Here is a 20,575-nt window from a genome sequence, read left to right on the forward strand (position 1 = left end):
ACGCCGGAGCGGATGTACGCGCAGGCCGGTCTCGACGCAGCCTCGATCGTCAAGGCGGTCGAGGCCGCCCTGCCGGCGCGCGAGGAAGCCAAGCCCGCGCGCGACGGCAACGTCGTGAGCGTCGCCCGGCGCCAGCGCTGAACCGGGTCCCGGGCCGCGTCCGCAGGACGCGGCCCGCTCCACGCTACTTGATGACCGCGCAGGCGATGCGGGCGCCCGCATTGCCGATCGGCTGCGTGGCGTGGTCGTCCTCGTTGGCGTGGATGATCAGCGCCGAGCCGTCATTGTCCTTCAGGCCCCCCTCGCCGGTGAGCGGGGTGTCACTCGACACCTCGGCATTCACCGAGCCGTCGGCGGCGGCGTAGACGTTGGGCAGGTCGCCCTCGTCGGGGCCCTCGGGGTTCAGGAGGCCGTGCTTGGCGTTGTCGTGATTGACGTGCGCCTTCGACTCCTGGAACTTGTCGGTGTCGGCGCAGCTGCCGACCGCGTGGAAGTGGATGCCGTGCCAGCCGGGCGGCAGGCCGCCGGCCTGGATCGTCACCCGCATCACCAGGGTGTTGGCGCCGTCCCGGAGCGCGATCTTGCCGATCGTCTCGCCCTTGTTGTTGACGATCGGCGCGTCGTAGGTCGTCGGCGCCGCCGGCTTGTCCTGAGCGGGCTTGTCCTGCGCCAGCGCGGGGGCGGCGAGGCCGAAGGCCAGGGCGCTCGCGAGCACGATGTGTCGTCTCATGGGGAACACTCTCCTCGTGTGTCGCCGGATAGCTAGGGCGTTCCGTGCCGGCGGGGACGGCCTGCCGAGGGCGGAGCCGCGACGAAACCGGTCTTATTCGACCAAGGATCGAGGGTGATGACGACGGGCGAGCGGCTGCGGGCCGACCGCCTCCTGGTGGAGGCGGGCCATTTCGAGAGCCGGGCGCGGGCGAAAGGCGCGATCGAGGCCGGGCTGGTGCGGGCGGACGGCGAGGTGGTGCGACGGGCCTCCGACCTCATCGCCCGGGACGCCGTCATCGTCGCCGAGGCGCCGCATCCTTACGTCTCCCGCGGGGGGCTGAAGCTCGCCGCCGCCCTCGACGCCTTCGGAATCGACCCGGCGGGCCGGACCTGCCTCGATATCGGCGCCTCGACCGGGGGCTTCACCGACGTCCTGCTGCGCCGCGGCGCGGCCTTCGTCCACGCCGTCGATGTCGGCCGCTTCCAGCTCCATCCGAGCCTCGCCGCCGACTCCCGGGTCGCCGCGCTGGAGGCGACCGACGCCCGCGCCCTTTCTACCTTCCCCGAGCCGCCCTCCCTCCTGGTGATCGACGTGAGCTTCATCTCCCTGCGGCTGGTCCTGCCGCCCGTGGTCCCGCTCCTGGCGCCCGGCGCCACCCTGGTGGCACTGATCAAGCCGCAATTCGAGGCCGGGCGCGCGCATGTCGGCCGCGGCGGGCTGGTGCGCGACGAGGCGGTGCAGCAGGCGGTCTGCGACCGGATCCGGACGCTCGTCGCGTCGTTGGGCTTCGCGGTGCTGGGCTTGATCCCGTCGCCCGTCGAGGGCGGCGACGGCAACCGCGAGTTCCTGATCGGCGCCGTGCGGGAGGCCGGGCGATGAGCGACGTGATGGAGATCGCCCGCCTCGGCCTGCGCGGCGACGGGGTGACGCCGGACGGCATCGTGGTGCCGGGCGCCCTGCCGGGCGAGACAGTGCGGGCGGAGCCTGAGGAGGGGACCCGCCCCGCCCGCGCCCGGCTCGATGCCGTGCTCAACCCCTCGACCGATCGGATCGACCCGTTCTGCCCGTATTTCGGCACCTGCGGCGGCTGCGCGATCCAGCACCTCGCGCCGGCGCCTTACGCCGAGTGGAAGCGCGACCTCGTGGTCGGGGCGCTCGCGCGGGCCGGGATCGAGGCGCCGGTGGCACCGCTCCTCGACGCCCACGGCCTCGGGCGCCGCCGCATCACCCTGCACGTGCGCGCCGCGGAGGGTGGGCCTCAGGCAGGCTTCATGGCGGCGCGCAGCCACGCCCTCGTGGCGATCGACCACTGCCCGATCACGGAAGCCGCCCTGCACCGCGCCCCCGAGGTCGCCCGGGCGTTGAGCCGTCCGCTGGGCGGCGGAAAGCCCCTCGACGTGCAGGTGACCGCCACCGCGGGGGGCCTCGACGTCGATATCCGCGGCCACGGCCCGGCCTCCGAGCGGGCGCGCCAGACGCTGGTCCGGCTTGCCGGCGACCTCGACCTCGCCCGGCTGTCGCTCCACGGCGACGTGCTGATCGTGCGCCGTCTCCCCGAGATCCTGGCCGGCCGCGCCCGCCTGGTGCCGCCCGCCGGCGGCTTCCTGCAGGCGACGGCGGAGGGCGAGGCGGTGCTCGCCCGCCTGGTCGTCGAAGGGGTCGGCAAGGCGAAACGCGTCGCCGACCTCTTCTCCGGCGCCGGCGCCTTCTCGCTGGCGCTCGCCGAAGGCCGCAGCGTCCACGCCGTCGAGGGCGAGGCCGGGGCGCTCACCGCCCTCGACCGCGCCTTCCGGGAGACGCCGGGCCTGCGCACCGTCACGACCGAGCGCCGCGACCTCTTCCGCCGCCCGCTGCTGGCGCCCGAGCTCGACCGCTACGACGCCGTCGTCTTCGACCCGCCCCGCGCCGGCGCCGAGGCGCAGAGCGCGCGCATCGCCGAGTCGAAGGTGCCGGTCGTGGTCGGCGTCTCCTGCGACGCCGGCAGCTTCGCCCGCGACGCGGCGTTGCTGGTGCGTGGCGGCTACCGGCTGGAGGCGGTGACCCCGGTCGACCAGTTCCGTCACTCGCCGCATGTCGAGATCGTCGGTGTGTTTCGGCGGCCGGGCAAGAAGCGTTGACCCAATTCAGTCGATCGCCTGGAGAGGGGAACTGCGCTCTGCTTTGAAAAATTGATGAGAATTTTGATTGCGACCCGGCTCACCCCTCCGGCGCCGCCGGCACCTGGCCGCCCGCCACATTCCGCCGCGGTTGCAGCAGCAGCGCCAGCAGCCCCGTCCACCCGGTCTGGTGCGCTGCCCCCAAGCCCGCACCGGTATCGCCGTGAAAGTACTCGTGGAACGGGACGTGATCGCGAAAATGCGGGTCGTCCTGGAACAGGGCGTTGTCGCCGAGGACCGGGCGGCGGCCGTCGGGGCCGCGCAGCACCAGGCGGGTGAGCCGGGCGGACAAGGCGTCGGCGATCTCCGGCAGGGTGAGGTAGATCCCTGAGCCCGACGGGCACTCGATCTTGAACTCGGGGCCGTAGAAGCGGCCGAACTCGGTCAGGGCCTCGACCAGGAGGTAGTTGATCGGCAGCCAGATCGGTCCGCGCCAGTTCGAGTTGCCGCCGAACACCGCGGTCGTCGATTCCGCCGGCTCGTAATCGACCGCGAAGGTCTGCCCGTCCCAGGGGAAGCGGAACGGCGCCGCCGCGTGCGCCTTCGAGACCGAGCGCACGCCGTGCGGGGACAGGAACTCGGTCTCGTCGAGCATCCGGCGCAGGAGCGCCTTCATGCGGTGGCGGCGCAGGAGCGAGAGCAGCACCCGGTTGCCGCGGCCCGGCTCCTCCCAGCGCGAGACCTGGGCGGCGAGGTCGGGGCGGTGGGTCAGGAGCCAGCGGGCGCGCCGCGCGAAGGCCGGAAAGCGCAGGGCGAGATCGTCGTCCAGCACCTCGACGGCGCAGAGCGGGATCAGCCCGACCAGCGAGCGCACCCGCAGCGGCACCTGGCGGCCGTCGGGCAGGCTGAGGACATCGTAGTAGAACTCGTCGGTCTCGTCCCACAGGCCGGTGCCGTCGTCGCCGACATGGGTCATCGCCTCGGCGATGGTCAGGAAGTGCTCGAAGAACTTGGTGGCGATGTCCTCGTAGACCGGGTCCTCGATCGCGAGTTCGAGGGCGATGCGCATCAGGTTGAGGCTGTACATCGCCATCCAGGCGGTGCCGTCGGCCTGGTCGAGGGTGCCGCCGGTGGGGAGTCTCGCCGAGCGGTCGAAGATGCCGATGTTGTCGAGGCCGAGGAATCCGCCCTGGAAGACGTTGCGGTCGCCGGCATCCTTGCGGTTCACCCACCAGGTGAAGTTCAGCATCAGCTTGTGGAAGACGCGCTCCAGGAAGGCGCGGTCATCCTTCCCCGTCATCGCCTGGTCCATGCGGTAGACCCGGAGCGCCGCCCAGGCATGGACCGGCGGGTTCACGTCGCCGAAGGCCCATTCGTAGGCCGGCAGCTGCCCGTTCGGGTGCATGTACCATTCGCGGGTGAGCAGGATCAGCTGGCCCTTGGCGAAGGCCGGGTCGATCAGCGCGAAGGTCACGCAGTGGAAGGCGAGGTCCCAGGCCGCGTACCAGGGATATTCCCACTTGTCCGGCATCGAGACGATGTCGGCGTTGTTGAGATGCGTCCAGTCGCTGTCGCGGCCGTGGCGGCGGGCCGCGGGCGGGGCCGGCTGGGCCGGGTCGCCGGACAGCCAGCGGCGGACGTCGAAATGGTAGAACTGCTTCGACCACAGCATGCCGGCGAGCGCCTGGCGCTGGACCAGGCGGGCATCCGGGTCGGCGACGTCGCGCTGGAGCGCGGCATAGAAGGCGTCGGCCTCGGCGAGGCGCTGCGCCATCACGGCGTCGAAGGCCGCGGGATCACGGTCGTCCGGGCTCGCCGCGGGGGCGAGGCGGAAGCGCAAGGTGACGACCCCGCCGGCCGGCACGGTCAGCCGGCTCCAGGCTGCGCATTTCGTGCCCTCGTTCATGGGGTTCACGGCGTCGCGCCGGCCCTCGACGACGCGGTCGTTGATCGCGTCCTTCGGGTGGGCGGGCCCAGCCGTGCCGAACAGCCGCCGGGCGTTGGTCTCGTTCTCGCAGAACAGGAACTCGGCCGGCTGCAGGCTCGCGAAGCGCATCGGCGGCAGGCTCTTGCGCGTCGCCTCCACGCTTCCGGTCTCGGTCAGGCGCAGGAGCGGGCGCGGCCGGTCCGGCTCCCAGGATTCGCGCCCCCACGACCAGGTGTTGCGCGACCAGAGCTGCGTCAGGACGTGGAGCTCGGCCGGCTCCGGCCCGCGGTTGACGACCGTGACCCGCATCAGCACGTCGTCGGGCGCGGCCTTGGCGTATTCCACCGTCACGTCGTGGTAGCGCCCGCCCGCGAACACGCCGGTCTCGGCGATCTCGTATTCGGGGAGGCTTTTTCCCTTGCGCCGGCCGTTCTCGGCGACGAGGTCGGCGTAGGGGTAGGCCGCGTGCGGGTACTTGTAGAGCATCCGCATGTAGGAATGCGTCGGGGTGGCGTCGAGGTACCACCACAGCTCCTTGACGTCCTCGCCGTGGTTGCCCTCGCTGTTGGTAAGCCCGAACATCCGCTCCTTCAGGATCGGGTCGCGGCCGTTCCACAGGGCGAGTCCCAGGCACCAGAGCTGGCGGTCGTCGCTCCACCCCGCGATGCCGTCCTCGCCCCAGCGATAGGCGCGGGAGCGGGCATGGTCGTGGGGCAGGTAGTCCCAGGCGGTGCCGCCCTCGCTGTAATCCTCCCGCACCGTGCCCCATTGCCGCTCGCTGAGGTACGGCCCCCAGCGGTGCCACCCCTTGGCCTCGACGGCGGCGAGGCGGCGGCCCTCCTCGGTGTCGGAGAGGCAAGGAGCAGGGGAGGCGGGCATGGCGGGGCGTCCCGGTGGCGGATCGGCCCGGCCCTCGTATCACGACAGGCTCGAACACCGGCACGCCCGAAGGCAGAACCGGCTTGCGTCCGGGATCACTTGTCCTTGGGCACGATGGTGATGCCGCCGGTATGCTCGATGCTCGCCGACTGCACCTCCGCGAAGCTGCGGATGCCGGTCTGGCGCATCTCCGCGACCACGTCGCGCTCGTCGATGCGCAGCCGGTGCATCTGCTTCCAGTCCCAGGTGCCGTTCGAGTAGATCACCACCGGCGTGCCGTCCGCCACCTGCCCGACGACCGGCCACCACAGCTTCAGCCGCGACACCGCGAGGTGCATGCCCGCCACCGTGCAGGCGGCGAGCAGCGCGCCGGTGATCGAGCGGTCGGCACCGAGGATCGGCTGCACCGCCATGCCGCCGAACAGGAACACCACCGCCATGTCGAGGGGGGTGGCCGAGCGCATGATGCGCCGGGTGGTGATCCGCAGCAGGATCAGCACGAGGCCGTACATCAGGGCGGCGGTGAGGACGGTGCGCATCGGGGGCTCGCGTCACGGATAGATCAGGATCGGCGCCTCGACCGTCCGGCCGAGAACGGAGACGGTCGCCTTCGTGGCGCCGTACGCGCGGGGCGAGAGCATGAGGGTGATGTCGCCGCGCCGCTCGGCTCCGAGGCGGAAGCGGTAGGTGACGCCGGCCGGCGTCGCATCCACCGCCTCGGCCCGCGGCTGCGTCGCGTCGACCGAGACGTGCGCGAGGAAGTCGCCGTTGAGGTCGACCGCGACGTGCTCGTCGTCGAGCGGCCGGGTGATCGCGACCCGCATCTGGGCCGGGAAGCCGGCGCGCAGGAAGCGGTCGTAGCGCAGCACCACCGGCGTCCCCGGCACGGGGCGCTCGACATGGGCGAGGGGCCCGTCGCCGAACAGGCCGGCGAGGCCGGCCGCGATCATCAGGCCGATCAGGCCCTGGACGATGGTCTGGAACCCGTTCCACCGCTGCTCGAAGACCGGATAGGTCCGGATGTCGGTCGCGCTGTCGTCGTTCCCGCTCAACATCCGGGTGGTCTCCGTGCAAGGGCGCCGAGGCGGCGCGGGCCGGATCCGACGAGGGACGTTGGGTCACGGATGCGGCGCATGGGGCCCGGTCGTCGTGGGCACGGCGCGATCCAGGCTCGGACGTGCCGACGGTCACTGCGCCGGTGCGGCGGCCGGATCCCACGGGATCGCCCTGGATCGCCCCGCATTCCGCACGCCCCAACGTGCGGGACGTGGGGCGGTTCGCCGGCGAGGATCGATCCGATACGGTCCCGTAAGGGCAGCGCCGGTTGCCGCGCCGGCGGCATCTCCTCCCTCGCGGCCGGACATCGTTGGTGGGACGGGCCCGGGGCCCGCCCGCGCTCGGCCGGGCGCTTCCTCAGTCTTGAGACCGAGCCGGTTCAGGAGGCCTGCGGCGGGACGCCCGTCGGGAATGGCCCGCTCGCGCGAGGGCATGCCCGCGAGATGGAAGCGGAATCCTGCCGGCATGCCGACGCGGCCGGCAGGACGGGCCGGGTCGGGACGCCGCGGGTCAGGCCGCGTCCCGTCTCGCTCAGACGTAGACACCCGGGCTTGTCACGGCCGCGAAGGCGCCGTCGCCGGCTTCCACGGACCGGCCCTCGCCGCTGCCGTATTGCAGGAAATGCGAGAGCGGATCGATGCCGGCCGCCGCCACGTCGGGGTTGGCCGCCAGGTAGGCCTTGGTGTCGAAGTTGGCGGAGGGGTCGCGGCCCTCCTTCCAGCCGTAGGTGAGATAGTGCTGGAGCGGATCGATGCCGGCCGCCGCCACGTCGCCATAGGCCGCGAGGTAGCCCCGGGTGTCGAAGAAGGCGTTCGGGTCGCGGCCCTCCTTCCAGCCGTACTGCGCGAAATGCGCGTCGGCATCGAGGCCGGCGAGCAGCACGTCGGTGTTCCGGCTCAGGTAGAACAGGTCGTCGACCGCCGGGGCGCCGTCGGCCTGGACGATGGTGCGGTCGGCGAACGCGAACACCTCGGTGTTCCGGGCCTCGTCGTGCCCGGTCGACCCGTCGAAAGCGACGAGCGCGCCCGAGGACGTGACCCGCAGGTCCTGGAACCGGGCGTCGAAGACGGCCGTATCGGTCCCGATCGCCCCGTCGAGGCGGTCGTCACCCGATCCGCCAGTCATGCGGTCGTCGCCGTAATCGCCGAACAGAAGGTCATTGCCGGCGTCGCCGAACAGCCTGTCGTTGCCGAGATCACCGTCGACGAGGTCGTCGCCGTCGCCGCCGCTCACGAGATCGTCATCCTCGCCGCCGGCCACGAAGTCGTTGCCGGCCTCGCCGTAGACGGTGTCGTTTCCCTGCTCGCCGACGAAGAAGTCGTTGCCGGCCCCGCCGAACAGCGTGTCGTTGCCTGGATTGCCGGCCGCGTAATCGTCCCCGTCCTGGCCGTAGATCACGTCGTCGCCAGCCTCGCCGATGATCTGGTCGAAGCCGCTGCCGCCGAGGATGGAATCGTTCCCCGGGCCGCCGGCGATGTAGTCGATGTCGGCGCCTCCGGTGATGAGGTCGTTGCCGTCCTGGCCGTCGATGCGGTTGAAGCCGCCCGGATCGGTGATGGTGTCGTCTCCGAGGAGGCCCAGGATGACGTCGTTGCCGGGTGTCCCGGTGATCGCGTCGTTGACGTTCGTACCTGTGATCGTGGCCATGCTTCATCCTTCCATGAACTGGACAGGAACTGCGACCACGAAAAACTACAGATGAAAAATTCCTTAGGCCCAATCACAGGTTAAAAATAGGATTTATTGCTTAATATCGTTCGGTGATCTGGTAATTCGGCTCAGCTTGAAGTTTGCGACCGTCGAATTAATCTGTGAAAGAAAAGTTCCCATCTTACTTTGCCCTGGCGCGTGCAGGGCAGCGCCGTGGCGCCGCCCTTGACCGATCGCTCAGGCGGCCTTGCCGGACGCTGTGCGGCCGCTCTCGACACCCTCGACGTTGATGCGCTCGGCGATCGTCGTCAGGAGCTGGTCGGTCCTCTTCTCCTCCTGCAGCGTCTCGTCGAGAAGCTTGGCCGCATCCTTGTGGCCGAGCTGGAGCGCCCAGGTCTTGAGTGTCCCGTAGCGGGCGATCTCGTAATGCTCGAGGGCCTGGGCGCAGCCGGCCAGGACGGCATCGGCGGCCGGTCCCTCGCCGAAATCCTCCAGATCCTCTTCCATCTCGCTCGTCAGCCCCTGCATTGCCTCGCAGGTCTTGCCGCGGGCGGGCTTGCCGATGATGTCGAAGACCTGCTGGAGCCGCTCGACCTGGGTCGCGCTCTCCTCGGCATGGGTCTCGAAGGCCTGCCGCAATTCCTCGTGTTGCGCCGACTTCGCCGCCTTCTTCAGCGCACGGACGGACTGCCGTTCAGCATAGTACACGTCCTTCAGCGTCTCGTAGAACGCGTCCTGCAAGTTTTTCTGCTTCGCTGTCATTCAGGCGCTCCGGATTGACTGTCGGTCAATCGACCGATCCGCCACATCGTGGTGCGGCGATCACGGGCAGAACGCGCGGGACCTGCCGGAGGTCCCGGCGGAGTCGATCCGAATCGGTGGATAGCGGGGGCAGCGGCGGGCGCGGTGCCGTCGCCGGGGCGCGGCCCCGGCGCAGCGTCTCATGGTTGGAGGCCGGGCGCGACCGGTCAGCAGGCCAGCTTGCGGCCCTCGCGACGGCCATGGACCTGGAAGTGCTTGAGACCGGATTCCATCTGGCCGCTGCGGACGGCCCGGGCCACGTCCGGATTGCAGCGCAGGTATTCGCGCTCGTCGAAGGCGATCCCGCCCTGCTGCCGCGGTCCGCGGTCCCGGTACCCGTAATCACGGTCGCGGTCGCGACCATCGTAGTCCCGACGACCGTAATCCCGGTCGCGACCGTCGTAGTCGCGGCGGCCGTAATCCGGGCCCCGGTCACGGTAGTCGCGATCGCGATAGTCCCGGTCTCGGTCACGGGAGCCGTAATCGGGCCCCCAGGATTGAGCCGAGGCGGCTCCCGCCGCGCAGACCAGGCCCAGTCCGATGACCGCCACCACCCCAAACGTCTTCATCTCGCGTGCTCTCCTCGCAAGGCGCATCGTCGCCGCCGCGGAAGCTAGAGCACCGGGGGCGGTTGGGGATAGCGCGGTCTCCGGCCGCACACGTGGCCGTCTACGGAGAGACCTGCAGGATCGCCTCGACCTCGACGGTCATGCGGTTCGGCAGCGAGCCCATGCCGACCGCCGAGCGGGCGTGGCGGCCGGCATCGCCCAGCACGTTGACCAGCAGGTCGGAGCAGCCGTTGATGACTTTCGGGTGGTCGGCGAAATCGGGCTCGGCATTGACCATGCCGAGGAGCTTCACCACCGCCTTGATGCGGGACAGGTCGCCGAGGGCCGCCTTGGCGACGGCGAGGAGTTGCAACCCGGCGAGCTGCGCGTCGGCGTAGCCCTCCTCGATCGTGGCGTCGCGGCCGAGCCGGCCGGGGCGGTAGGTGCCGTCCGGGCGCTTGGGGCCCTGGCCCGAGAGGTAGAGCAGGTCGCCGACGAGGCGGTAGGGCACGTAGTTCGCCACCGGCACCGGCACGGCGGGCAGGGTGAGGCCGAGTTCGGCGAGCTTCTGTTCCGGCGTCATCGCGGGCTCCGTCATGGTCCGCTCCCTTCGTCACGCCTCGCCGTAGAGATGGCAAGCCACCGCGCGGCCCGGCGCCGCCTCGCGCAGGGCCGGAGCCTCGGCGCGGCAGCGGTCGAAGGCGCGGGGGCATCGGGGATGGAAGTGGCAGCCCGGCGGGGGCGAGAGGGGGGATGGCGGCTCGCCCTCCTGGAAGCTCATCGCCACCGGCCGCTCGGGATCGGGCACCGGCGAGGAGGCCTTGAGGAGCTGGGTGTAGGGGTGGAGCGGCTCCTCGAAGAGCGGGGCCACGGGGCCGCTCTCCACCACCCGGCCGAGATACATCACGGTGACCCGCTGGCAGAAATGCCGCACCACGCCGAGGTCGTGCGAGATGAACACGAAGGCGAGGTTGCGGGCCTGGCGCAGCGATTCGAGCAGCCGCAGGATCTGCGCCTGGACCGAGACGTCGAGGGCCGAGACCGGCTCGTCGGCGAAGATCAGGTCGGGCCCGAGCGCCAGCGCCCGGGCGATGCCGATGCGCTGGCGCTGGCCGCCGGAGAATTCATGCGGAAAGCGCGCGGCGGCATTCGCCGGCAGGCCGACCTCGGCGAGCAAGCCGGCGACCCGCTCGGGCAGCTCCGCCCCGCGGGCGAGGCCGTGGACCCGCAGCGGCTCGGCCAGCGCGTCGCCGATGCGCTGGCGCGGATCGAGGGAGGAGGCGGGATCCTGGAAGACGATCTGCATCCGCCGGCGCAGGCGCCGCAGCGCGGATCCGGGTGCGGCGAGCACGTCCTGCCCGTCGAAGCGCACCGAGCCGCCGTCGGCCTCGGTGAGCCGGAGCGCCACGCGGGCCGTGGTGGACTTGCCGCAGCCCGACTCCCCGACGATGCCGAGGGCCTCGCCGCGCTGGACGGTGAACGACACCCGGTCGAGGGCCCGCACCAGGCGGGTCTTGGCGACCGGGAAGCCGCGGCGGATCGCGAAGGTCTTGGACAGGTCGCGAACCTCGAGCAACGGGGACGACGACGTGCTCATGAGGCCCTCACCCAGCAGCGCACCGCATGGCCGGGCGCCCCCGCCAGGGGCACGAGCGGCGGCCGCTCGCGGCAGCGCTCCTCCCGCAATGGGCAGCGGCCCTGGAAGCGGCAGCCCTCCGGCATCTCCGGCAGGGTCGGCACCGTTCCGGGGATGGCCGCGAGGTCCTGCACCCGGTCGACCCGCGGCATCGCCTTGAGCAGGCCTTCCGCGTAGGGGTGGGTCGGACGGGCGAAGAAGGCGCGCACCGGCGCGCTCTCGACCACGTCGCCGCCATACATCACCATCACCCGGTCGGCGACCGAGGCGACGACGCCGAGATTGTGGGTGATGAGCAGCACCGCCAGCCCCTCGCGGCGCTGGATGTCGGCGAGGAGCGCCAGCACCTGCGCCTGGATGGTGACGTCGAGCGCCGTCGTCGGCTCGTCGGCGATGAGCACGCGGGGGCCGCAGGCGAGCGCCATCGCGATCATCACCCGCTGGCGCATGCCGCCGGAGAACTGGTGCGGATAGGCGTCGATCCGCTCGGCCGCCGAGGGCACCCGCACCCGCTCGAGGAGCGCGATCGCCTTCTCGCGTGCCGCCGCCTTCGACAGGCCGCGGTGGCGCCGCAGGGCCTCGGCGATCTGGAAGCCGATCGTCAGGACCGGGTTGAGCGAGGTCATCGGCTCCTGGAAGATCATCGCCAGGCGGTCGCCGCGCATCGCCTCGCGCTGGGCTTCCGTCGCGGCCCGCATGTCGGTGCCGTCGACCATGATCGAGCCCGCGGCGACGCGGCCGACCTTGGGGGCGAGCAGCCCCATGATCGACAGGGCGGTGAGGCTCTTGCCGCAGCCCGACTCGCCGACGAGGGCCAGGGTCTCGCCGCCGGAGACCGAGAACGAGACCTCGCGCACGGCGTCGTGCCAGGTGCCGGCGACGCGGATCTGGGTGGTGAGACCGTCGACCGTGAGGAGGTCCGGCATCGCGGTGCTCGTGGCGGCGTTCATGGCAGCGTTCATGGCAGCGTTCATGGCAGCGTTCATGGCGGTGCTCATGGCGCCCCCCGCGGGTCGGTGGCATCGCGCAGGCCGTCGCCGATCAGGTTGAGGCCGACCATCACGGCGAGGATCGCGAGGCTCGGGAAGATCGACAGCCAGGGCGCGTCGAGGAGGTTGTCGAAGCCCTCGCGCACGATGCTGCCCCAGGTGGCCGTCGGCGGCGGCACCCCGAGGCCGATGAAGGCCAGGGTCGATTCGGTGCGGATCGCGGTGGCGAGCCAGAGCGAGGCCAGCACCACCACCTCGTCGAGGATGTTGGGCAGGATGTGGCCGAACATGATGCGGAGGTCCGCATAGCCGAGCGCCCGGCAGGCATCGACGAAGTCGCGCTGGCGCATGGCGAGCGTCGAGCCCCGGGCGATGCGGATGAAGGCCGGCACCGCCGTGACCGCGATGGCGAGGATCAGGTTGCCGAGGCTGGGGCCCAGCACCGCCACCAGCATCAGCCCCATGATGAGCTGCGGGAAGCTGAGCAGCACGTCGGTCGCCGCGGTGATGAGCCGGTCGGTCCAGCCGCCGAAATAGCCGGCCAGCACCCCGATCGCCGTGCCGACGACGACCCCGATGGCCGTCGCCAGGAAGCCCACGGAGAGCGAGATCCGGGCACCCCAGATCACCCGCGAGAGCACGTCGCGGCCGAAGAAATCGGTGCCGAACCAGTGCTCGGCGGACGGGCCCGTGAGCGCGGCGACCGGGTCCTGCTCGTTGGGATCGTGCGGGGCGATCCAGGGCGCCAGGATCGCCAGGGCGACGACGGTGAGCACCATCGCGAGCCCGATCACCAGGCCCGGCGAGCGGGTGGCCCGGCGCCAGGCGCTCGGGGCGGCGGAGGCGGTTGCGGCGCTCATTGGGCCGAGACCCGCGGATCGACGAGGCCGTAGGCGATGTCGGTGAGGACGTTGGCGACCACGATGGCGAAGGCGGAGACGACCATCAGGCCCTGGAGCAGGCTGTAGTCGCGCTGGGTCAGTGCGGTCACGATCAGCTTGCCGAGGCCGGGACGGTTGAACACGATCTCGGTCAGCACCGCGTTGCCGATCAGCACCCCGAGATAGAGCCCGACCACGGTGACGACCGGCACCAGCACGTTGCGCAGCGCGTGGCGCCAGACCACGACCCGCGCCGGCATGCCCTTGGCCCGGGCGGTGCGGACATAGTCCTCCCCCAATGCCTTCAGCATGCCGGAGCGGGTCACGCGGGTGACGTAGGCGACCATCAGGAGGCCGAGATTGAGGGCCGGCAGCACGAGCGCGCCGAGCCGGTCGAGGATCCCGCCGGTGCGCGGCGTCGAGATCACCGGGAACCAGCGCAATTGCACCGCGAAGGCGATCAGCAGCAGGATTCCCGACACGAAGGCCGGGAACGACACGCCGGCCAGAGACACGATGCGGGCGATCCAGTCGGCGAGCCCGTCGCGCCGCCGCGCCGCCACGACGCCGAGCGGCACCCCGATCCCGACCCCGATGGCGACGGCGGCGAGCGTCAGCTCGATCGTGTAGGGCAGGACGTGGGCGACGTCCTCCAGAACCGGCCGGTTGGTGGTGAGCGAGCGGCCGATGTCGCCGGTGGCGATCTGGCCCATGAAGGCGAGGTACTGGACCACGATCGGCTGATCGAGCCCGAGCTTGGCCCGCAGGTCGGCCCGGGCGGATGCGCTCGCCTGATCGCCCAGGATCACGATGGTGGGGTCGCCCGGCACCACCCGCACGAGCACGAACACCACGGTCAGCACCGCCACCAGGGTCGGGATCGCCAGGAGCAGGCGCTTGAGGATGAACTGGAGCATGGTGGGCCGGGGTTGGAGGGAGGTATCGCGGCATCACCGAATGACGCGCGGGTTTTTCCCCCTCCCCCCTCTGCGGGGGAGGGTGCCCCACGGAGTGGGGCGGGAGAGGGGCAGCGCGACTCTGTTCGAGGTAGCGCCCCTCACAACGGCTCCGCCATATCCGGAAGCGGCGTCCCCTCTCCCGGCTCGCTCTGCTCGCCACCCTCCCCCGCAGAGGGGGGAGGGGATGCACGCGACCGGCCGTGAAAATCAGGTAAGCCGCGCGCCGAGAAAGACTTACTTCTTATCTGTCGCCTCGGTGATCACCGGCCCGAGGTGGATCGCGCCCTTGAAATCATACCCGTAATCGACCGTCTTCCTGTGCGCCCAGACCTGCAGCCCCTCGGAGAGCGGCACGGCGCAGACCTGCGCGATGATCTTTGCCTGCGCCTCCTTCCAAAGGGCCTTCTGCTTCTCCGGATCGGGCTCGGTGCGCGCCTTGCGGATCTCGGCATCGGCCGCGCTGCAATGGGAGAAGTTGGTCACGGCGCCGGGCGTGCCCACCGTCGAGGCCGAATCGAAGAACTGGGTCAGGTAGGTGTCCGCGACCGGAAAGCGCGCGGCGGCGTAGTAGACCGCGTCCGACAGGTCCTTGCGGATCTGGGCGTGGAAGGTCTGGTGGTCGACGACGTCGAGCTTCAATTCGATCCCGGCCTTCTTGAGCTGGCCCTGCACGATCTGCATCGCGGTCAGCATGGTCGGCAGGCTGGTCTGGATCGCCGTGATGGTGATGCCGTTCGGCTGGCCAGCCTCCGCCAGCAGCGCCTTGGCCTTGGCCGGGTCGTAAGCCGGCAGCGGCGCCTTGTCGTCGGTGCCGAGATAGCCCTTCGGGATGATCGACACCGCCGGCTCGGTGACGCTGGCGCCCTTGAACTGGACGATCTGACCCTGGCTGACCGCGTGGGCGATGGCCCGGCGCACCCGCACGTCGTCGAGCGGCTTGTGGCTGATGTTGAGATGCAGCAACGAGAGTTCCGCCGGCCGCACGATGTCGACCGAGACGTCGGACTCGCGGCCGAACCGCTCGGCCCAACGCTGGTCCTGGCGGCCGTAGACGATGTCGAGCTCGCCCGAGGTGAAGGCGAGGTCGCGGGCGGCGTCGGCCGGGATCAGCCGGTACAGGATGCCGCCGAGCTTCGGCGTGCCGCGGAAATAGTCGGGGTTGGCGGTCAGCCGCACGCTCTCGTTCGGCTTGTACTCGGCGAAGGCGAAGGGACCCGTGCCGATGGGCTTCAGGCGAAAGTCGTTGCCGAGCGCCTCGACGGCCTTCCGGCTCAGCACGTTGCCGCCGTGGTAGTTCGCCACGAGCCCGAGCAGCGACGGGACCGGGTGCTTGAGGGCGATCCGCACCGTGTACGGGTCCACGGCTTCGATCGTCTCGAAGGCGGCGTAATCGGTCGAGAACGACGAGGTCTTGGGATCGGCGGCGCGCTTGAGCGAGAACACGACGTCATCGGCGGTCATCTCGCCGTAGCCGCCGTGGAACTTCACGCCCTTGCGCAAGGCGAAGGTCCAGGTCCGGCCGTCCTCCGAGCGGGTCCAGGATTCGGCGAGGTCCGGCTCCAGGGTCTCGAGGCTGGTCGAGCCCGGCTTGAACCGCACCAGGCCGTTGAAGATCCAGGACACGACCGGCTTGTCCTGGGTGCTGGTGGCCCGGAACGGATCGAGCTGGCTGACGTCCGCCGCCGCCATGCCGATCGTCAGCGTCTTCGTGCCTTGCGCCGAGGCATCTTGCGTCAGGATGGGGCCGCCGGAGAGCAGGGCCACTGCTGCGAAGAGGAAGCGTCTCATCGTGGTGATCCCCCTGTGTTCGTTCGGTGAGTCATCAATGCTCGATCTCGCCCTCCGACCGGTATGGGCCGCCGCGCCAGCCGGCGAACCGCTCGATCCGGAACGGATGGAGGGGTGAGGTGGAGCGCCCCTGCGTCACGAGCTCCGCCAGGATCTCGCCGACCGCCGGGCCGAGCTGGAAGCCGTGGCCGGAGAAGCCGAAGGCATGAACCAGGCCGGGCCTGGTCGAGGACGGCCCGATGACCGGGATGTGGTCCGGCATCTCGCCGTCGAGGCCGCTCCAGCTGCGGATGACCTGGGCGTGGGCGAGGTCCGGAACCAGCGCCAGGGTCTTGGCGCCGGCGGCGAGCGAGGTCGCCGAGACCGGCCGGGCGAGGCCGTCGGCGACGTCCGCCGTGCCGCGCCCGCCGCCCAGCACCACGTTGCCGCGCCGGGTCTGGCGCAGGTAGACGTCCCCGCCGACCACCCCGATCGACCGCGTGACGAGGGGAGCGAGGGGCTCGGTCACCACCATGTTGGGGCTGAGCGGCGCCACCGGCGCCGCCTCGCCGAACCAGCCCGCCACCGCGCCGCCATAGGCGCCCGCGGCGTTGACGAGGCTGCGGCTCTTCACCGTCACCCCCTCGGCCTCGACCGTGAAGCCGGCGCCGTCATGGGCCGCGTGGCGGACCGGGCTATGCTCGCGCAGCTCGGCGCCGAGCCGCCGGGCGAGCCGCGCGAAGGCCGGCCCGACCACCCGCGGGTTGGCCTGGCCGTCGGTCGGCGAGAGCGAGGCGCCGACCACCGCCGGGCCGAGCCACGGCATCTCGGCCCTGAGCGCGTTCGCCCCGAGGAGCTGGAGATCGAGGCCGTGTTCCGCCGCGTCGCGGGCATAGGCCTCCAGCACCGCCATGTCGGATTCGGAGCGGGCGAGCTTGATATGGCCGGTCGCCTCGAACCCGACATCCTCACCGAGCTTGGCGTTCAGCCCGTCCCACAACGCCCGGGAGCGCCGCGACAGCGGCAGCTCCGCAACATCGCGCCCCTGCTGGCGCACGCCGCCGAAATTCACCCCGCTGGCGCCTGCGCCGCACAGGCGTTTCTCCAGCAGGGCGACGGTCAGGCCGGCCTCGCGCAGGGCGACGGCGGCGGCGCAGGCGGCGGTGCCGCCGCCGATGATCGCGACGTCGACGGTGAGGTGCTCCATCACGCCGGCTCCCGCAGCGGGATCGGCTTGATCGGCGCCTGCCCGCGCAGGCGGCCGACCGCCTCGACGGGCACGCCGAGGCGTCTCGCCAGGATCTCGGCGGCGGCGTGGCCGCAGACCCGGCCCTGGCAGCGGCCCATCCCGGCCCGGGTCAGTGCCTTGAGGCGGTTCATCTCGCGCGCCTCCCGCTCCGTCGCGGCCCGCCGCAGCGCGCCGGCGGTGATGCCCTCGCAGCGGCAGACGATCTCGTCGTCGCCGATCCTGTCCACGAGGTGATGCGGGTAGGGATAGGCCGCTTCGAGCGCGGCCCGAAAGCCGGCCTGGCGGGCAAGACGCCGGTCGAGCCGGGCCTCTCGCGAGGTGTCGCGCGGCCGGCCGAGATCGGCGAGCAGCGCCAGGGCCGCGCGCTCGCCCTGCAGCTCGGCCACGTCCGCCCCGCCGATGCCGCTGCCGTCGCCGGCGAGGTAGACCTGCGGGTGCGAGGAGTGCCCTTGGCCCGAGCGCACGGGCTGCCACTGCCGCGTCAGCGGCTCGAATACGAAGCGGCACCCGGCGAGGTCGGCCGCCTGCGCCTCGCTGCGCAGGCCGAACGAGGCCCCGACCGCGTCGCAGGCCACCCGGTGCCGACGACCGCTTGCATCCTCAAAGGTCAGCGCCTCGACCTGATGGTCTCCCTCGACCGCGAGGGCCCGCACGCCGGAGCGCACCGGCATGCCGCGCAAGGCGCATGCCAGGGTATACCAGACCCCCTTGGCCAGGGTCGCCGGCACGGCCGCGAGGCGCGGGGCCGCCCTGACCTTCGCCCCGAGCGGCGTGACGTCGAGCACCGCCACGACGGTCGCTCCCGCCTTGGCGTATTGGTGCGCGACGAGCGGCAGCAGCGGCCCGGCCCCGACGAGGGCGACGCGCCGGCCGATCGCCATGCCCTGCGCCTTCAGGGCGATCTGCGCCGCCCCGAGGGTGAACACGCCCGGCAGCGTCCAGCCCGGGAACGGCAGGGTGCGGTCCATGGCGCCGGTCGCGAGGACCAGCCGGTCGGCGGCGATCCGCCCGTGGCCGGCGGGCCCGAGGCAGTCGAGGTCGAAGCCCGCGGGCTCCCGCGGCGCAATCCCCCACACCATCGTGCCGGGCCGGTAGTCGATCCTCGGGGCCAGCGCCTCGGCGAGGTCGTGCAGGGCGCGCGCCCGGCCGGCCTCGAAGCCGTAGAGGTCCGCGGCGGGTCGCTCGGCGCCGGGCGGCGGCCGGCGGTAGATCTGTCCTCCGGCCCGGTGACCCTCGTCGATGAGGAGGGGACGCAACCCCGCCTCGGCCAGGACCTGCGCGGCCCGCAGGCCCGCCGGGCCCGCGCCGACGATCGCGACGGTCGCCTCAGCCACCAGCGCCTCCCGTGATGACCGCCATGCCGGGTTCGACCAGGGTGGTGCAGGCCCGCACCCGCCGGCCGTCCGCGAGCCCGACCCAGCAATCCTGGCACGCGCCCATCAGGCAGAAGCCGGCCCGCTCGCCCGGACCGAACTCGAACCGGCGCAGCGAGCGCCGGTACAGCAGGATCGCTCCGATCAGCAGGTCGCCGGCCTTCGCCTCCGCCGGCGCCCCGTCGATGGTGAAGGGGATGGCCGCGCCCGGGCGCGTCGCGAGGCGCTGGAACAGCCCGGTCACAGCATGTCCTCGTGCCGGCAGTTGAGCAGCAACTCGGCGACGCTCGCGGTGTTGGGCAGGCGCACCAGGGTCTCGATGACGGCGGCGACGTCCTCGGGCCGGGACATCAGCTCCCGCGGCTGCTTGGTGACGTGGGCGGTCATGTCGGTCTCGACGAAGCCCGGGCAGAAGGCGGTCGCCCGGATGCCGTGCTCCCAGCCCTCGCGCCGCACCGCCTGGGTGAGGCTGACGAGCGCCGCCTTCGCCATCGCGTAGCCAGCGTTGTCGTTGCGCACCCGCTTGCCGGAGAGCGACGCGAGGTTGACGATCCGCCCCGAGCCCGACGCGACGAGGTGCAGCCAGGCTGCCCGGATCACGCGCATCGGCGCCTTGACGTTGACGGCCAGCAGCGCGTCGAGGGCCGTCTCATCCGGATCGAGGAGGCGCGCCATCGGGTTGATGCCGGCGGCGTTCACCAGCACGTCGACACGGCCGAACCGCGCCATCGTGTCCGCGACCCACGCCTCGGCGCTGCCGGGCTCCTCGGCCTCGTAGCGGCAGGCGTGCCACTCCGCCGGAGCACGGCGCGGCTCGCGCAGGCCCGCGCTGATGCGATAGCCGGCCTGGGACAGCCGCTCGGCCACCGCCCGCCCGACTCCGCGCGAAGCGCCCGACACCATCGCGACGCGTCCCGCTGGCTCAAGCATCGCCGCCCCGCTCCTCCGGTGATCGCCGCATCGCCGATCATCCCCTGCCGTTCACGGTTGCGGAGGATTGATCGTTGCCGCAGCTTCGGCAACATCTATTTCGCCAGGCGAAGGATTTTGCCAGCGTTCTTCCGTTCACTGAAATCGACACGCGCGATCAACATGCCGGACCACCCTCGAACGAAATCAGATCGCTCCGGCCCGGCCCGGATCGCCGGGCTGCTGCGTCATCTCGGCGAGGCCGGCCCGGGCGGCGCACGCCTGAGCGCCCTGTCCGACGCGACCGGCCTGCCGGCACCGACGGCCCTGCGGCTGCTGCGGGCCCTGGTGACAGAGGAACTGGTCGACCTCGATCCGGCGACGAAGACCTACCGGCTCGGCCTCGGGCTGTTTCGTCTCGCCGCCCGGGCCGGCAATCCGCTGGGCCTGCGCGATCTCGCCCGGCCGGCGCTGCTGCGCCTCACGGGCGCACTCGGCGAGACGGTCTTCCTCCTCGTGCGCAGCGGCTACGACGCCGTCTGCATCGACCGCACGGCCGGCCCGCTGCCGATCCGCTCCTTCACCGGCGACATCGGGGGCCGGGTCATGCTCGGCCTCGGCCAGGGCGCGATGGCGATCCTCGCCCATCTGCCGGAGGACGAGCAGGAGGCGGTGATCCGCTACAACCTTCCCCGGATGCGCGAGGTGACGAGCCTCGACGAGGCCTTCCTGCGCACCGAGATCGCCCGCACCCGCGGTCTCGGCTACTGCGCGGCGGCCTCCGGCCTGATCCCCGGCATGGCCGGGCTCGGGGTGCCGGTCCTCGACACCGATGGCCGCGCGGTCGCGGCTTTGAGCGTCGGCAGCACGGTCGATCGCCTCGCCGGCGAGCGCCGCGACGCCATCGCGGGGATGCTGCAACGCGAGGCCGCCGGGATCGCCGCGCGCCTGAATCCCTTCGACGAGACCTTGCGCCGCGCCGGCGCCGCGATGGAGCGGCCATCGTGAGGGAAGGGAGCCTCGAACACGACGACGCCCGCCGGGCGGAGAGCCGGGCGGGCGTCGTGTAATTACCCAGGGGGTGGGCTCGGTCGTGGCGCGGCGGCGGCGAGTGGCTGAAGTGGGGTGCTTGCGGCGCCTCTT

At 71.7% G+C, this 20,575-nt stretch carries 20 protein-coding genes; 3 read left to right on the forward strand and 17 right to left on the reverse strand.

Features of this window, described 5'->3' with window-relative positions:
• Nucleotides 1-184: 184 nt before the first annotated feature.
• Entirely contained in the window at nucleotides 185-730 is a 546-nt protein-coding gene (locus EU555_RS34540; RefSeq protein ID WP_135419828.1) for a superoxide dismutase family protein, read from the reverse strand.
• A gap of 117 nt (nucleotides 731-847) precedes the next feature.
• Between EU555_RS34540 and EU555_RS34545 the strand changes: the two genes are divergently transcribed.
• Both EU555_RS34545 and EU555_RS34550 read left to right on the forward strand, forming a co-directional pair.
• The gene (locus EU555_RS34545) at nucleotides 848-1,591 is read left to right on the forward strand and encodes a TlyA family RNA methyltransferase (RefSeq protein WP_135419829.1); all 744 of its coding nucleotides are present in this window, start codon (nucleotides 848-850) and stop codon (nucleotides 1,589-1,591) included.
• A complete protein-coding gene (locus tag EU555_RS34550; RefSeq protein WP_135419830.1) occupies nucleotides 1,588-2,829 on the forward strand; it encodes a class I SAM-dependent RNA methyltransferase in 1,242 nt (413 codons plus the stop codon). The genes EU555_RS34545 and EU555_RS34550 overlap by 4 nt, the downstream gene beginning before the upstream one ends.
• A gap of 79 nt (nucleotides 2,830-2,908) precedes the next feature.
• Here EU555_RS34550 and EU555_RS34555 read toward each other — a convergent pair whose 3' ends face one another.
• The 16 genes from EU555_RS34555 to EU555_RS34630 form a co-directional block, all read right to left on the reverse strand.
• Complete coding sequence (locus EU555_RS34555; protein WP_135419831.1) at nucleotides 2,909-5,614, reverse strand: MGH1-like glycoside hydrolase domain-containing protein; 2,706 nt, start codon at nucleotides 5,612-5,614, stop codon at nucleotides 2,909-2,911.
• Nucleotides 5,615-5,709: 95 nt separating this feature from the next.
• A complete protein-coding gene (locus tag EU555_RS34560; RefSeq protein ID WP_135419832.1) occupies nucleotides 5,710-6,153 on the reverse strand; it encodes a DUF421 domain-containing protein in 444 nt (147 codons plus the stop codon).
• Between the two features lie 12 nt (nucleotides 6,154-6,165).
• Nucleotides 6,166-6,669, reverse strand: a complete 504-nt coding sequence (locus tag EU555_RS34565) for a hypothetical protein (protein WP_135419833.1) — start codon at nucleotides 6,667-6,669, stop codon at nucleotides 6,166-6,168.
• Between the two features lie 532 nt (nucleotides 6,670-7,201).
• Entirely contained in the window at nucleotides 7,202-8,317 is a 1,116-nt protein-coding gene (locus tag EU555_RS34570; RefSeq protein ID WP_135419834.1) for a calcium-binding protein, read from the reverse strand.
• 240 nt (nucleotides 8,318-8,557) lie between these two features.
• Nucleotides 8,558-9,082, reverse strand: a complete 525-nt coding sequence (locus tag EU555_RS34575; RefSeq protein WP_135419835.1) for a YciE/YciF ferroxidase family protein — start codon at nucleotides 9,080-9,082, stop codon at nucleotides 8,558-8,560.
• 206 nt (nucleotides 9,083-9,288) lie between these two features.
• A complete protein-coding gene (locus EU555_RS34580) occupies nucleotides 9,289-9,690 on the reverse strand; it encodes a hypothetical protein (protein ID WP_135419836.1) in 402 nt (133 codons plus the stop codon).
• A 100-nt stretch (nucleotides 9,691-9,790) separates the two neighbouring features.
• On the reverse strand, nucleotides 9,791-10,267 hold the full coding sequence (locus EU555_RS34585; RefSeq protein ID WP_135419837.1) for a RidA family protein: 477 nt from the start codon (nucleotides 10,265-10,267) through the stop codon (nucleotides 9,791-9,793).
• Between the two features lie 15 nt (nucleotides 10,268-10,282).
• Complete coding sequence (locus tag EU555_RS34590; protein ID WP_135419838.1) at nucleotides 10,283-11,266, reverse strand: ABC transporter ATP-binding protein; 984 nt, start codon at nucleotides 11,264-11,266, stop codon at nucleotides 10,283-10,285.
• Nucleotides 11,263-12,291 (reverse strand): ABC transporter ATP-binding protein, encoded by a 1,029-nt coding sequence (locus EU555_RS34595; RefSeq protein WP_245524642.1) that lies wholly within the window; start codon nucleotides 12,289-12,291, stop codon nucleotides 11,263-11,265. The genes EU555_RS34590 and EU555_RS34595 overlap by 4 nt, the downstream gene beginning before the upstream one ends.
• Before the next feature lie 8 nt (nucleotides 12,292-12,299).
• The gene (locus EU555_RS34600) at nucleotides 12,300-13,154 is read right to left on the reverse strand and encodes an ABC transporter permease (RefSeq protein WP_135419839.1); all 855 of its coding nucleotides are present in this window, start codon (nucleotides 13,152-13,154) and stop codon (nucleotides 12,300-12,302) included.
• On the reverse strand, nucleotides 13,151-14,092 hold the full coding sequence (locus EU555_RS34605) for an ABC transporter permease (RefSeq protein WP_135419840.1): 942 nt from the start codon (nucleotides 14,090-14,092) through the stop codon (nucleotides 13,151-13,153). Before EU555_RS34605 ends, EU555_RS34600 begins: the two co-directional genes overlap by 4 nt.
• 276 nt (nucleotides 14,093-14,368) lie before the next feature.
• Nucleotides 14,369-15,922 carry an ABC transporter substrate-binding protein gene (locus EU555_RS34610; RefSeq protein ID WP_135419841.1) on the reverse strand — a complete coding sequence of 518 codons (1,554 nt, stop codon included), beginning with the start codon at nucleotides 15,920-15,922 and terminating at the stop codon, nucleotides 14,369-14,371.
• A gap of 34 nt (nucleotides 15,923-15,956) precedes the next feature.
• Nucleotides 15,957-17,108: an NAD(P)/FAD-dependent oxidoreductase gene (locus tag EU555_RS34615; RefSeq protein WP_135419842.1), complete on the reverse strand. Its 1,152-nt coding sequence runs from the start codon at nucleotides 17,106-17,108 to the stop codon at nucleotides 15,957-15,959.
• Complete coding sequence (locus EU555_RS34620; protein ID WP_135419843.1) at nucleotides 17,108-18,484, reverse strand: FAD/NAD(P)-dependent oxidoreductase; 1,377 nt, start codon at nucleotides 18,482-18,484, stop codon at nucleotides 17,108-17,110. The genes EU555_RS34615 and EU555_RS34620 overlap by 1 nt, the downstream gene beginning before the upstream one ends.
• Complete coding sequence (locus tag EU555_RS34625; protein ID WP_135419844.1) at nucleotides 18,477-18,767, reverse strand: (2Fe-2S)-binding protein; 291 nt, start codon at nucleotides 18,765-18,767, stop codon at nucleotides 18,477-18,479. Before EU555_RS34625 ends, EU555_RS34620 begins: the two co-directional genes overlap by 8 nt.
• Nucleotides 18,764-19,453 carry an SDR family NAD(P)-dependent oxidoreductase gene (locus EU555_RS34630; protein ID WP_135419845.1) on the reverse strand — a complete coding sequence of 230 codons (690 nt, stop codon included), beginning with the start codon at nucleotides 19,451-19,453 and terminating at the stop codon, nucleotides 18,764-18,766. The genes EU555_RS34625 and EU555_RS34630 overlap by 4 nt, the downstream gene beginning before the upstream one ends.
• Before the next feature lie 162 nt (nucleotides 19,454-19,615).
• Between EU555_RS34630 and EU555_RS34635 the strand changes: the two genes are divergently transcribed.
• Nucleotides 19,616-20,440 (forward strand): IclR family transcriptional regulator, encoded by an 825-nt coding sequence (locus tag EU555_RS34635; protein ID WP_135419846.1) that lies wholly within the window; start codon nucleotides 19,616-19,618, stop codon nucleotides 20,438-20,440.
• The last annotated feature ends 135 nt before the right edge of the window (nucleotides 20,441-20,575 follow it).

The sequence above is a fragment of the Methylobacterium nonmethylotrophicum genome (assembly GCF_004745635.1).
Lineage (GTDB): Bacteria > Pseudomonadota > Alphaproteobacteria > Rhizobiales > Beijerinckiaceae > Methylobacterium > Methylobacterium nonmethylotrophicum.

Coding starts and splice junctions, on each gene's coding strand:
- EU555_RS34605 (WP_135419840.1), bottom strand. CDS start 14,092: ATGCTCCAGTTCATCCTCAAGCGCCTGCTCCTGGCGATCCCGACCCTG.
- EU555_RS34580 (WP_135419836.1), bottom strand. CDS start 9,690: ATGAAGACGTTTGGGGTGGTGGCGGTCATCGGACTGGGCCTGGTCTGC.
- EU555_RS34555 (WP_135419831.1), bottom strand. CDS start 5,614: ATGCCCGCCTCCCCTGCTCCTTGCCTCTCCGACACCGAGGAGGGCCGC.
- EU555_RS34595 (WP_245524642.1), bottom strand. CDS start 12,291: ATGAACGCTGCCATGAACGCTGCCATGAACGCTGCCATGAACGCCGCC.
- EU555_RS34570 (WP_135419834.1), bottom strand. CDS start 8,317: ATGGCCACGATCACAGGTACGAACGTCAACGACGCGATCACCGGGACA.
- EU555_RS34560 (WP_135419832.1), bottom strand. CDS start 6,153: ATGCGCACCGTCCTCACCGCCGCCCTGATGTACGGCCTCGTGCTGATC.
- EU555_RS34540 (WP_135419828.1), bottom strand. CDS start 730: ATGAGACGACACATCGTGCTCGCGAGCGCCCTGGCCTTCGGCCTCGCC.
- EU555_RS34575 (WP_135419835.1), bottom strand. CDS start 9,082: ATGACAGCGAAGCAGAAAAACTTGCAGGACGCGTTCTACGAGACGCTG.
- EU555_RS34600 (WP_135419839.1), bottom strand. CDS start 13,154: ATGAGCGCCGCAACCGCCTCCGCCGCCCCGAGCGCCTGGCGCCGGGCC.
- EU555_RS34630 (WP_135419845.1), bottom strand. CDS start 19,453: ATGCTTGAGCCAGCGGGACGCGTCGCGATGGTGTCGGGCGCTTCGCGC.
- EU555_RS34565 (WP_135419833.1), bottom strand. CDS start 6,669: ATGTTGAGCGGGAACGACGACAGCGCGACCGACATCCGGACCTATCCG.
- EU555_RS34610 (WP_135419841.1), bottom strand. CDS start 15,922: ATGAGACGCTTCCTCTTCGCAGCAGTGGCCCTGCTCTCCGGCGGCCCC.
- EU555_RS34545 (WP_135419829.1), top strand. CDS start 848: ATGACGACGGGCGAGCGGCTGCGGGCCGACCGCCTCCTGGTGGAGGCG.
- EU555_RS34585 (WP_135419837.1), bottom strand. CDS start 10,267: ATGACGGAGCCCGCGATGACGCCGGAACAGAAGCTCGCCGAACTCGGC.
- EU555_RS34590 (WP_135419838.1), bottom strand. CDS start 11,266: ATGAGCACGTCGTCGTCCCCGTTGCTCGAGGTTCGCGACCTGTCCAAG.
- EU555_RS34615 (WP_135419842.1), bottom strand. CDS start 17,108: ATGGAGCACCTCACCGTCGACGTCGCGATCATCGGCGGCGGCACCGCC.
- EU555_RS34550 (WP_135419830.1), top strand. CDS start 1,588: ATGAGCGACGTGATGGAGATCGCCCGCCTCGGCCTGCGCGGCGACGGG.
- EU555_RS34635 (WP_135419846.1), top strand. CDS start 19,616: ATGCCGGACCACCCTCGAACGAAATCAGATCGCTCCGGCCCGGCCCGG.